This is a genomic window from Paenibacillus agaridevorans, from assembly GCF_003112455.1.
Classification (GTDB): domain Bacteria; phylum Bacillota; class Bacilli; order Paenibacillales; family Paenibacillaceae; genus Pristimantibacillus; species Pristimantibacillus agaridevorans.
Genome location: NZ_BDQX01000390.1, coordinates 119,861 through 132,220 on the forward strand (window position 1 = coordinate 119,861; position 12,360 = coordinate 132,220).

Annotated in this window: 7 protein-coding genes; 1 reads left to right on the plus strand and 6 read right to left on the minus strand. The window is 53.4% G+C overall.

Going from position 1 to position 12,360, the window contains the following annotated elements:
• On the minus strand, positions 1-4,391 hold a 4,391-nt coding region (locus PAT3040_RS30120; RefSeq protein ID WP_108995591.1), incomplete at its 3' end, for a DUF8202 domain-containing protein.
• 279 nt (positions 4,392-4,670) lie between these two features.
• Here PAT3040_RS30120 and PAT3040_RS30125 point away from each other — a divergent pair.
• Positions 4,671-5,996 carry a serpin family protein gene (locus PAT3040_RS30125; protein WP_108995592.1) on the plus strand — a complete coding sequence of 442 codons (1,326 nt, stop codon included), beginning with the start codon at positions 4,671-4,673 and terminating at the stop codon, positions 5,994-5,996.
• Between the two features lie 130 nt (positions 5,997-6,126).
• Here PAT3040_RS30125 and PAT3040_RS30130 read toward each other — a convergent pair whose 3' ends face one another.
• From PAT3040_RS30130 to PAT3040_RS30150, 5 genes are all read right to left on the minus strand, one after another.
• Positions 6,127-7,206 (minus strand): sensor histidine kinase, encoded by a 1,080-nt coding sequence (locus PAT3040_RS30130; protein WP_108995593.1) that lies wholly within the window; start codon positions 7,204-7,206, stop codon positions 6,127-6,129.
• Entirely contained in the window at positions 7,203-7,904 is a 702-nt protein-coding gene (locus PAT3040_RS30135; RefSeq protein WP_108995594.1) for a response regulator transcription factor, read from the minus strand. The genes PAT3040_RS30130 and PAT3040_RS30135 overlap by 4 nt, the downstream gene beginning before the upstream one ends.
• A 191-nt stretch (positions 7,905-8,095) precedes the next feature.
• A complete protein-coding gene (locus tag PAT3040_RS30140; RefSeq protein ID WP_108995595.1) occupies positions 8,096-8,857 on the minus strand; it encodes an ABC transporter permease in 762 nt (253 codons plus the stop codon).
• The gene (locus PAT3040_RS30145) at positions 8,850-9,770 is read right to left on the minus strand and encodes an ATP-binding cassette domain-containing protein (RefSeq protein ID WP_108995596.1); all 921 of its coding nucleotides are present in this window, start codon (positions 9,768-9,770) and stop codon (positions 8,850-8,852) included. Before PAT3040_RS30145 ends, PAT3040_RS30140 begins: the two co-directional genes overlap by 8 nt.
• A gap of 923 nt (positions 9,771-10,693) precedes the next feature.
• The gene (locus tag PAT3040_RS30150; RefSeq protein ID WP_108995597.1) at positions 10,694-12,223 is read right to left on the minus strand and encodes an alpha-L-arabinofuranosidase family protein; all 1,530 of its coding nucleotides are present in this window, start codon (positions 12,221-12,223) and stop codon (positions 10,694-10,696) included.
• Between the last annotated feature and the right edge of the window lie 137 nt (positions 12,224-12,360).

The window sequence follows — 12,360 nt, forward strand, 5'->3', positions numbered from 1 at the left end:
GGGTACCAGCCTCCTCCCCCGCTTGCAACGGGACGTTTGACAGCGATCGTATACGATTTGTTTCTGCCGGATGGCATCGTCACTTCGACCAAAATGTGGCTTCCATCCGAAGCAATCGCCAGCGCCTCGCTCGGCTGGCCGCTCGCGACTGTTCGGCGCTGCGCGCCATCCACGCTGACCTCGATCAGTGAACCGTCGCTGAGCGCTGTCGGCACAAGGGTCACACTGCTTATCGAAGAAGGCGCCGTTATCGAATAAAATCTCACATCTTGTGCGAAACCGCTCAGCAGTTCTTCGCTTCCTGACTTCAGTTGCATTGCGCTCAGTCCCGGAGCGCCTTCGCCATCGGGCGGATTCGTCCCGATCCCGGCATTCGGGCCGACATCGGCTGTCGTCAGCGGCCGCCTGCTTACAGGGGCTCCCGGATTGTATTCATCCGCTCCGACATCGGCGCCGCTAACACGCTGCTGCCCGTCCATATCCTCGGACGCAACATAGGGCGGCTTGGCCGCATCGACAGCCGGACTGATGGCTGACAGACGGATCATACGGTCTGCGCTGCGCACCAGCTTTAATTCCTTTTTCTCAAACCCGCCTGTTATCGCATTATTATTTGTCGGATTTGCAATTCCTTCAATTAAATTGCCGGAATAGACCGGTCGTTCGCTCGGCGGGGCGCTCTGCACGGGACCCGTCTCGTTAAAGATCGTGCCCGCATTGCTGAATATGAGATTGTTGTACACCTTCGTTGCGACCGGCTGGTACGTTCTGCCGCCCAGACTGATCGCTGTCGTATTGTTGCCGACATTGACAATCGTATTGTTGAATATTTGTACGTTGTACTGCCGCCAGTGGCCGCGCAGCAGCTCCGTCCTTGTCTCCGCCGGAAGGCTGTTTAGCTCGGCCGTCTGCTCCGGCGATCCCCAGCGCACCGTCGGGTTCGTGCTGCCGTCCGGGCCCGCATCATGCGTGCCGCCATCGAGGCGGATAACGCGGTCAGTCAACCCTTCCATGTAGTTATTGTAAATTTTGTGATCATTGCCGTAAATGCGGAATCCGCTTAATCCCGGAGTCTCGCCATCGCCAATCATATAATTCCCGTAGAAGCTGTTGCGATGTCCGTGCCGGGCAACGATGCCGCCGTAAGAATTGCGGATCGTATTGTAACGAATAATGTTGTCGCTGCTTTTGACGGAAATAATTTCATCTTCGCCGTTAAGACCGTCGAACAAATTGTATTGGATCGTCACGAAGCCGGACGAAAGCGACAGACTGGACAGCCCCAGACGGATGGCCTCCAGACCGTTGCTGACGCGCGGTCCGATGCCGTGGAAGCGATTATATTCGATGACGTCGTATTGGGAAATATTTTGCCCGGAATGGCCTGCGCCGTCGTAAATGACTACCGCGCCGAAGCCCTTCTTGGGTCCGATGTCATTGTAGGACAAGCGGTTATGGCCGCTCTCGCCCTCAACCCGGATGTAATGGCGATGAGTGCCGTTAGCCGTCAGCAGAGACTGGTCGTCGTACGGAGTCGGCCCTTCGTAGACGTCTCCGCCCGTGCTGTCCAGCCCGCCGGTCCTGCAGCTTCCCGGAACGTCGATCAAGCAGGTTACGGTCCCGACGAGCGGGGCGGTGAAGCTGTACGGTTGTCCGGTTTCGTTAAGAGCAAAGCTGTTGCGCATGATCGAGATATGGCTTGCGCTTTGCAGTTGCACTCCCGGATGGACGCCTGTCAGCGTACGGTGCTCAAGGCCGCGATCTACCAAAGTTTCGTTGCTTCCCTCCGCGCCGATTCCGTTGCGGAAGGCGAAGCCGGACACTTCCACGTAAGCGGAATTCTCAATATGAAAATAACTGTTGCCGGATATGACGGCCTTTCCTTGCTCTGCTGCCGTAATCCGGATCGGATAAGCCGGCGAGGCTGTCTTATTAAGAATGACGAACGGCCCATTCTGCTCATACGTGCCGTTCTGAACCTCGATAATCGTGCCTGGCGCAACAGTATCAAGCGCCTGCTGCAATTGTTCCGCCGAACTTACCCGTACCGTTGTCAGCGCGGGCGGCGGCAGATCATCCTCGTCCACATCGCCCGCGGACGGCGGCTTCCCCGGTCCTTGCGGCTCCTCGATAACTGGCGCCTCGCCGATAAACAGCTGCGCTTCCATCAAGCTGTTCCAGTTGCCGGAACTTCCGCTTGCGCTATTGCCGTAACCGACGAGCCGCCAATAACGCGCTTCAATCGGATTCGCCATAACGTAAGGCTGAAGCACGGAATCTTCCGCCTGCAAAGCCCGGCCGCTTCGTTTCGGCAGCGCCACGACATGGCTCTCGAATGAGGCATCGTTGGATGCCAATACCTCGAAGCTGGACAGCCGTTCCCTTGCGTTAAGGAACGCCAGATTCATATAAGTCATGCGCTGCTTCTCCCCAAGATCGAACTGAAGCCACTGCCCTTGTCCCGAAGCCGACCAGCGGCTCTCCATGTCTGCCGCATCCTCGCCCCAGACGCCGTCCACAACATTGGCCGGAACATAATTTGTGCCCGGCTGTGACGAACTGGCTGTAACAGAGCCCGCATGCAGCCCGATTTGCCCATTCCCGTCAATCGGCAGTCGGCGAATAATAGTAAGACTGTAAGCATTGCGCACCGGGCCGTTCTCTTCGTCTTTTAATTCTATGCTCAATCGGTTCACCCCGGGCAAAAGCGGAATGCTGTCTCCCGCAGACCGCGGCACACGCTCCGACTCATAGTTGCTCAAATAAATTTCGATACGGGCGGCCGACGTCGCTTCCGGCGAGGCGACCGGCAATTGCGCTTCCAGAGCGACGCTCTCCGTCGTCGCAGGTACAAGCGCCTCATAACCGTCCGTCTTGTTCGGATCGAAGACCGTATTCAGCGGAACGCCTTGCGTACCGTCCTTAACGGTCAATCCGGATAGTTGAAGCTGCGGCATCTGTTCGGCAAACGTAAAGTAACTGCCGTCCTCCAACGTCGCTTCCCCCGCATAATAGGACTCGCCGCGAAGCGTTACTTTCGTCAGCGGGATTTCCGTCGCATCGCTCCAGTCGCTCGAAGCGCTCGTAAGCAGCAAGCCGCCCAGCGGCATGGCACTGAGGGGAATCGCGATCTGCACATGGCCTACCTCCCCTGTATTCTTGGCTTTCCATGTGCGGCTGAGGCGCATGTGGCCGGAACCGTAAGGCGTCGGATCAGCCGCATGGCCATCGTCGCCCCATAGCAGATACTGCTTGTCCGCGAGCGCCTCCCCGTCCGGCGTACCGATCAGCACCTGCACAGCGGTTGCTCCGCCCGTGCCGCTACGGCTCTGCCGTTGATCCAGAGCACCGATTTCATCACGTCCGATACCGGCTATGTTGTGACTATAACCTGTATGAGAAGCGGAGTCCCATACGGTCTGCGGCGCCGATCCGGCGCTTAAGTAATCTCCCGCGGGCAGCGTCAAGCCGTATTTGATCGCCAGATACGTCTCCACTTGGCGTTTCTGTGCATCCGTAAGCGCTTCCGTAAAGACGATAAACTCACCCATGTAGCCGTTAAAGCCCGAGCCGTTCGATGCGGCCGCGCCAAGCGACATAGTGCCGCCGGAGCCGACGAACGGACGCAGAGGCGTATTCGATTGGCCGATTGTCACGCCGTCACGGGCAACAGACTGGTAGACGGAGCCGTTGAGCTCCGAATTGGCATTGTGATGCAGTCCCCATATATTATATTGGGACAAAAACACCTGATCGCCCGCCGTTAACCGCTGATACGAGTTGTCTGTCATTTTGCTGCCGGAATCCCACAGAACAGATCCCAAGGTTGCGCTTGTCGAACCGTTTTTATGCGGAATATGCGCGCCGAATCCCCCTCGCGACAAGACTTGATTGAAAATCAGCGAGTTGTCGATCGCGCCCAAACCTCCGGTTACCGTATAGACGCTTGCGCCGTCAATCTCTTCCCCGTCCGCAAACAAGCCGTCCGCATCCTGAAGGATGCTGCCATTGTTCGAACGGATAAATTTCACTGCCGGCTGATTGTTCAAATCGCGATGTTCAGGCACGTAGCTTGGCTTGGTACGGCTGCTAATCGCCTCGATACTGCCGTCATTTACGAGATCGTGAGCGTTGCCGCTGCTGTCCTGCCATACCGTTACATCGTTGCCGACCCGTGTTACACTGTCAGGGTCAGCCTCCAGCCACAGTCGGAGCGCGGCTGCGTCTACGCCGCCCGGCGTTCCTGCCAGCGGCGCAGCCTGCGTCGTATCCGCCGGCAAGGCGGCGACTGATCCGACTGCCAGCATCGCCGCCAGCATAATATGTATAGCTTTTCTGGATGTGCGGCCTCGGCCTGCCGCTTTCGTTCCGAACAATTTGGTTAAAGTCAACTTTACTCCCCCTCGTCTCCCGGAGCGAACCCCGCTCCGGCATTTCGGATTAAGAGTTTCCCCCCTAGTCGAGCAAACTCTCTTCTTTTATATACAAAGATGGATACTGGAGAAATCGTCAAAAGCTGAAACCGCCCTCAAAAGTCCCGATTTCGATCTGCAATTTCTGAAATGGACATCAAATCCTAAAACGACAGCTTCCCCGAAGCGTTTTCCCGCCGCAACCTCTCCTCCCTTTATGTCGTCTATAATGGAAGCAGAAGCAAGGAGGTTTAACCGATGAGACGAAATAGAAAAAGGGGCTCGGCTTGGACCATAGTCGGGTTATCCGCCTTATTGTTGCTCAGCGGGTGCGGAGGCGCCAATAGCCCAAACGGGCCGATTCAAACCAATAACCCGAGTAACAGCAATACCTCGTATGAAGTGTCTAACGAGGACTCCGGCATTGAACAGGCAGCCTATACGATAGACGATTATGATGCGGCGGTAGCGAATGCCCAGCTTGCCTTCGCCTTCGACCTGTACGATGAAGTCCGCAAGGCAGACACGGACGCGGGAAGCAATGACTTCCTCTCTCCCGCAAGCATTGCTACCGCACTGGCGATGACCCTCAATGGGGCGGGCGGGGACACGCTCAACGCGATGAACCAGGTTTTGCATCTGGAAGGCATGGATGCCGAGGAACGCAATCGCGGCTATCAAGTCCTGCTGGATCTGCTCTCCCATAGCGGGGAAGAAATCAAGCTCTCCGTTGCCAACTCGCTCTGGGCAAGAGATGACTTGAGCTTCAATAAACAATTCATCCAGACGAACAAGGACTACTTTAATGCAGAGATGGAGTCGCTCGACTTTCAGGATGCGCAATCGGCGGATAAGATCAACAAATGGGTGCGTGAACAAACTGCTGGCAAGATAAACGAAATAATCAAAGCGCCGATTAAGGAAAACGCCATCCTTTTCCTGCTCAACACCATCTATTTCAAAGCCAACTGGGCAAGCTCGTTCAGTGAGGACCTTACGGAAACCCGCCCGTTTACGAATGCCGACGGATCGCAGCAGGATGTGCCGATGATGCTCAAAGACGGCAAGCTGAGCCATCTCAGTGGAGAAGGCTTCCAGGCTGTCCGTATTCCTTATAATGGCGGAAGCATGAGCATGATTGTTTTTCTACCGGATAAGGACAAAAGCCTTGATGCCTTCCTGGATGGTTTGTCTGCAGCACAGTGGAAGAAGTTGCTTGGCCAATTCAAGCCGGCTATAGGCCAGCTGCGGCTGCCGCGATTCAAGATGGAATACGAAATCACCTTGAATGACGCCTTGAAGGCACTGGGAATGGAAACGGCATTTGATCCGAATCGGGCAGATTTCTCGCCGATGATCTCGCACGACAACAATGTTTACATCGGAGAAGTCAAACACAAGACCTTCATTGAAGTGAATGAACAAGGCACGGAGGCTGGAGCGGTGACAAGTATCGGCATGGAAGTGACGTCCGCCCCCTCCAATACGTTCGAAATGGAAGTCGACCGTCCTTTCTTCTTTGCCATCCACGATGAGCGTACAAATTCGATATTGTTTATGGGGACAGTCCGGCAGCTGGATTGACCCCAGTCCAGCCCTGGACTCGACTCCGTTTGAATGCCGCAGCTCCTCTTGGCAGGTATAATTAGGAAGCATAGAGAAACAGACCATTCCCGAAGGAATGGTCTGTTTCTCTATGCGCGAGTGGACACAATTACCGCCCTGCCGTCTCCACAACAGGCAGGCTGATTTCGAATAGGCTCCCTGCTCCCAACCGACTGCGTACAGAGATCGTGCCCCCATGAACCTCTATGATTTTTTTGCATATAAAGAGGCCCAGTCCCGATCCTCCATACTTGCTGGAGCGAGATTTGTCCCCACGGTAAAAACGATCGAAAATATGGGGCAGATCCTCCTCCGCTATGCCGCTTCCATTGTCTCCCACCCGGATACGGAGAAACGAAGCTTCCCTTTTAGCAGAGATTGTGATGCTAGATTCGCCGGCACCGGCATACTTTAATGCATTGCCCAACAAATTATCGAAAACCTGAGCAATTCGGGCACGATCTGCTCGAATCGGCAATGCCGGAAATGGCCGGTGAACGATCAGCTCAGCGTTGAGATCCATAAATTCCAGCTCGAAAGGCCGGATCAAATCCTCCAGCAGCTCCTGGCTGTTCTCCAGCTCAGCCTGCATGATCAGATGCCCGGACTCCAGCTGCGTAATCTGAAACAGCTCCTCGATCAGGCTGTCCAGCTTTACGGTCTTGTTTTTGATGATGGCCAAATACCTCTCATACTTTGCTTTGTCATGGACGATACCATCCTGCAAACCTTCCACATAACCTTTGATGGAGCTGAGCGGCGTTCGCAAATCATGGGAAATGGTTGTAATAAGCTCCTTGCGCGCCTGCTCGGATAAGCGCTGCTGTTCCAGAGACTCCTGCAGCTTCGATCTCATCACCTCGAAGGCCTCGCTAAAGCGGCCCATTTCATTGTTCCCACGGTAAGCAACCCGGAACTCATAGTCCCCCCGCACAATGTTATCCGCGGCGGTACTCAATTCCTTTAATGGCACCAGGATGTCTCGCGAAATGATTTTTGCCAGCATGACCGAAATACCCACAAGGATGAGGATCAGAGCCGTAATCCCTATCATTATATTCGTATACATAACACTGCCCGCTCCAGAGTTCCCGGAATCCATCGATCCGACTAATCCCAAAATGAGAATGGGCACGATGGCAACGATGACCAGGGAGGATATCAGCTTAAACCGCAGACCTGTTCTCATCGCCCGCTCCCATCCAGCTTATAGCCGATCCCCCACACCGTCTTCAGGTAGACAGGATTGGCCGGATCCGCTTCGATCTTCTCCCGAATCTTCTTGATATGTACGGTAATGGTATTCATATCGCCATACTGATCGTAGCCCCACACGTCTGCGAAGATCTGCTCGCGGGTGAATACCTGATTGGGATGGCGCGCCAAAAATCGCAGCACCTCAAACTCCTTGGCGGAGAAATGGACCGGCGAGTTGCGGACGGTCACCTCATAAGCCTTTAGATGGATAACCAGATCCCTGCAGACGATAACATCCGTGGGCCCCGGCGGACGCGAGAGCTGATTGCTCCTTCTTAACTGTGCCTTTACCCTGGCTACCACCTCGCTGGGGCTAAAGGGCTTGACCACATAATCGTCCGCTCCTAGACCGAGGCCTACTATTTTATCCGAATCTGTTTTTTTGGCGCTCAGGATGATAATAGGAATCTGTGATTCGGCACGGATCATTCGGCAGAGTTCCATCCCGTCCAACTTGGGAAGCATAATGTCCAATATGGCCAAATGGGGGGACAGCTGTCTAAATAAACGGAGAGCCTGTTCGCCATCCTCACACAGCACCACCTCGAATTGTTCTGCCTCCAAGTAATCCTTCATCAGATCGGCAATTTCCCGCTCATCTTCCACAATCATAATTTTGGCGCCTTGCATGCGAACGACTCCTTTGGTTGATGCACTCCCCTTTATCATAAAAGATGGTGATGTGGATGTAAATTGAATCAGATGCTCACTCGACTCCAACCATCATGATGAGCAGCAGTAGTGCAGCAATGACAATAAGGCCTATAAACATCAAACGTTTGATCAAAACGATCACCTCCCGGATTCCCCGTTATCAAAAGTCACTTGATTTCTTTTTTATTGAAAGCAAACATTCCCAGCAGCGCAAAGACAACCGCCGTCAAGCATGCTGCAAGGACTGACAGCAGAACCTGGTCACCGGCGATCCTATATTCCATCATCTGCAGAAACAGCTTGAATACAGAATGGTCATAGACCGTTCTATAAGCCGGAATAAGCCCTGCCAATGATTCGGAGATCTGATCAAAGAAAAGAAAAAACAGCAATGCAGCCCCGACCGTCACCCCGGCTTCCGTAGAACAGATCGCAAGTACAGCGACAAGCGCAGTGAATGCTGCGGCAAACAATGCGGTTAGAGCCAATGTTCTCCCTATATAAACAGCAGCGGTGATTTCCGTTAAGCTGCCGAAGCCATTAACGATGCTCCCGATCGCCATCGATATTAACGGACAAAGAAGAGACAAGGCCACGGCACCCAACATAAAAGCGGCCAGCTTCGCCAAATAAATCCGAGTACGCGAGTAGCCGGTTGAGCAGACGACCTTCATGACACCGGAAGCATACTCCTTGGAGATAAAAAAGCCTGCCAGAATACCTAACGATATTTTTAATAAGATCTGATTGGCCTGCACTCCGACAACAAAGGATTGAATGCCGGTCATTGGCGGTTTTCCGGAATTGCTCCCGACAAAGTAGAACATCACATATAACATAATCGGAGCAAAAATCATGACCATCAACAAGGCTTGGTACAGCGGATCATGGCGCAGCTTGTACAATTCGGAGCGGATAAGATTAATCATGGCTGTTTCCTCCGATCTTCTGGATGAAATAACGCTCCAGCTCTTCGCTCACAGGCATAAATTGCTCAATCTCCAACCCGGAAGCTGCCAGCAAGGAAGAAATCGCGCCCGGCCGCTCAGTGGATTCGTATAATCGAATGGATCCGTCGGGCATTCTATTGATCTTTGCCGGTGCCTGATCCATTAAAATCTCTACAGCCCGATCCGAATCATCGACCTTGATATGAAGGTATTGGCGGCATTTCTCATTCAACTCCCCCGCAGTCAATTGCTCCAGCAGCTTCCCTTGATGAATGATGCCGTAATGGGTAGCCAGCAGATGGAGCTCGCTGAGAATGTGGCTGGAGATCAGGATGGTCAAGCCGGTATCCCGGTTAAGCTTGGTCAGGAGCTGCCTTAATTCCATCACGCCAACAGGATCCAAGCCATTTGTCGGTTCATCGAGAATAAGAAATTCAGGGTCTCCCAGCAATGCAATAGCCAGGCCGAGGCGCTGCTTCATGCCCAGCGAGAATTCCTTGACCGGCTTGCTGCCCGTATGGTCCAGGCCAACAATGTTCAACAGTTTATCGAGGCTTGCTCTATCGGAAATGCCCTTCTGAAGCCGGCGGACCTCCATATTCCCTCTCGCTGTCAGATGAGAGAGCAGCGCGGGACTTTCAATCGTGACCCCCATGCGCTTGCGCGCCTGAACAATGCCGCTTGCGGAACTTTGCCCAAACAGCTCGAAGCTGCCGAAGCTGGGGAAGGCCAAGCCCGAAATAATTCGCATCAGTGTGGATTTGCCCGCACCATTCTGTCCGATAAATCCATAGATGCTGCCTTTACGAATCGACAGGTCCACTTGTGCCAGCGCAGTATGTTTCGGATATTGTTTGGTCAATTGCCGGGTTTGCAGAACATATTCTTCCACGTTGCAGGAATCCTCCCTTATTGTTGTGGCCACAGGCTGTCTATGACTTTTCTAATCATAAACTGCAGTTGTGAATAGCCAGCTTTCAATAAATAAACAAAGTATGGGGAAATGATTAACGTTTGATAAACAATGGGGAGAAGAAATACGAAGCATACTTTTTTACCTCATTCGGGGCTCGACCTGATCCTTCAACCGAGCCCACGTTAAGTCGGTTTCGAACAAAATCACCTGAAGGTAATTCAAAAACTCAAAGCGTTTAGTCACTCAGCGCCTATCGGACATAAATGACGCTATTGTTCGATTTTTTAGGTTTTCGAAAATCTATCGGACATACACGACCTTATTGGCAGCATCCTAGCGAAAATTGGCTCCCTAACAACCAAATAGCGTCGTTCCTGTCCTTTAGATTGAGGAGAAGTCGTAAATCGGACAAATAACGTCGCTGGTGTCTGTTAGATTTTTCAACCTTTTGTTCACCGACTGCGGCACACTAGGGAGGATTACTGCGCAATAGTGTGCCGCCGGCAGATGCGAATGTGTATGAAATTTCGAGTACAATGGTGCTGTAGAGGCGCAACTGATGCAGATGTGTATGAAATTTCGAGTACAATGCTGCAATCGAGGTACAACTGATGCAGATGTGTATGAAATTTCGAGTACAATGCTGCTAGTGGGGCGCAACTGATACGATTGTGTATGAAATTTCGAGTACAATGGTGCAATTGGGGCGCAGCTGATGCGAATGTGTATGAAATTTCGAGTACAATGACCCCGTAGAGGCGCAACTGATGCGATTGTGTATGAAATTTCGAGTACAATGGTGCACCCCTTTGAGTTGCATCATTTCCTAATATAACGAGAAGGACCTCATCTCCCACTTTACAGTGGAATTCGAGGTCCTTCCTTGCAAACCTAATGACTTACATTTTCTCGAAACGAAGCAGAATCACGCTGTGAGCGGATACGTTAAGCCCGTTTTCGACGGATACAGCATCGCGCGTAACGGGAACGACCTGCTCCGGAGCTTCCGGCGTATTGGAAGCGTGAATATTAGGATGATGCAGCGACCAGACGGTCGCGACGCTCTCGAATCCTTCCGGAATGCCGAGCGCAAGCTCGAAGCTCTCCTCCAGATGCCGGTTCACGATCGCCACGCGCAAGCTTCCATCTTCACCGATTGCTCCTACGGCGTCGATATAAGGCGAGGAGACAGGTTGATGCTTCCGCTCCAGCTCTGCGCTGTATTCCGGATTGCTCACTTGCGGCACCGGCGTCAGACGCGACGGAGATTGTACATCGACGCTCACGCTTTCGCCTACCATCCACTCCCGATATTGCTTGAACAGATGGTATAAAGGCGTCTTAATGACGGCGTCCTCCGTCACGTTCATAATACCGTTTCCGTTGACGAGGAACACATAGTTCGCCATGCCCACATGCGGGCTAAGCCGAATCATCGCATGAAAGATTCCCGCCGCGAATATCGAGTCTTGAAGATTGCGAGGGCTGTTGCGATTGAGCGAATAACCTCCCTTGCCCGACGGATTCGCTTCGTAATGGCGAATGTTCCATTCGTCCAAGGATAGTCGAATCGGGTGCTCGGGTTTCTTATGCATCCTGCTTAGCGTCGTATCCAGCGTGCCGATCATCTTGCGCAACTGGTTCTCGAAATACACCGGTGTAAAGGCAATCGGATAATATTCGTCCGAGCTCTCCCGGTCGACAGAGCAGCCATAAATATGAATCGTCAAATAGCTCAGATATTTGCCCGCGGCTTCGATGACCTTACGGTCCCACTCCTCGTCGTTTCCTTCGTAGGACCCGACGCCAAGCAACTGCAGCTGTTGGTCGTACTTCTTGGCGAACTGCGCCCAGTTGGCCAGCTTGGCCGCATATTCTTCCGCGCCGAGATTACCAGCCTCCCAGTCCCCCCATGTCTCGTTGCCAATGCCCCAGAGCTTGACGCCATATGGCTCCTCGCGTCCGTTTTCCTTGCGCCACCGTGCATCCGCCGTTTCGGTGCCGTTACAGTAGTCCATCCAGCGCAAAGCGTCGACCAACGTACCTGTTCCCAGATTTACGTTTACATAGGGATCGGCGCCGACTTGCTCGCACCAGCTCAGAAATTCGTCCGTTCCGAACCGGTTCGACTCCAAGCCGCCCCAGTGCCAATTCGGACGAACCGGGCGCTGCTCGCTGGGGCCAACGCCGTCCTTCCAGTCGTACAGGTCGACATAACACCCTCCCGGCCATCGGATGACCGGAACGCCCAGTTCCCGGGCTGCCTCGATGACGTCCTGCCGCAAGCCCTGATTGTCCGACCTGGGCGAGTCTCCGTCCCATACGGACGGGTACATGCAATTGCCGAGATGCTCGAAGTATTGACCGTATATATACGGGTTGATCTCGCCTATCCGTTCATGCCTATTCACCGTAACGCTAGCCTTCATTCTAGCTGTCCTCCCTTTGGCCGCCGCTTATCTTCGCGAATGGATTATGGTGGCTCGCCGTGCTGCCCGATCCCTCCGTCTTCGTCAGGCGCAAGCCGCCGTCGACCCGGTCCTCCACGCCTTCGGCCCCGAGCCGG

Bases quoted from the DNA above. Each gene is read 5' to 3' on its own strand.
- PAT3040_RS30135 (WP_108995594.1), bottom strand. From the start codon at position 7,904: ATGCAAGGCGCCAAAATTATGATTGTGGAAGATGAGCGGGAAATTGCC.
- PAT3040_RS30150 (WP_108995597.1), bottom strand. From the start codon at position 12,223: ATGAAGGCTAGCGTTACGGTGAATAGGCATGAACGGATAGGCGAGATC.
- PAT3040_RS30125 (WP_108995592.1), top strand. From the start codon at position 4,671: ATGAGACGAAATAGAAAAAGGGGCTCGGCTTGGACCATAGTCGGGTTA.
- PAT3040_RS30140 (WP_108995595.1), bottom strand. From the start codon at position 8,857: ATGATTAATCTTATCCGCTCCGAATTGTACAAGCTGCGCCATGATCCG.
- PAT3040_RS30130 (WP_108995593.1), bottom strand. From the start codon at position 7,206: ATGAGAACAGGTCTGCGGTTTAAGCTGATATCCTCCCTGGTCATCGTT.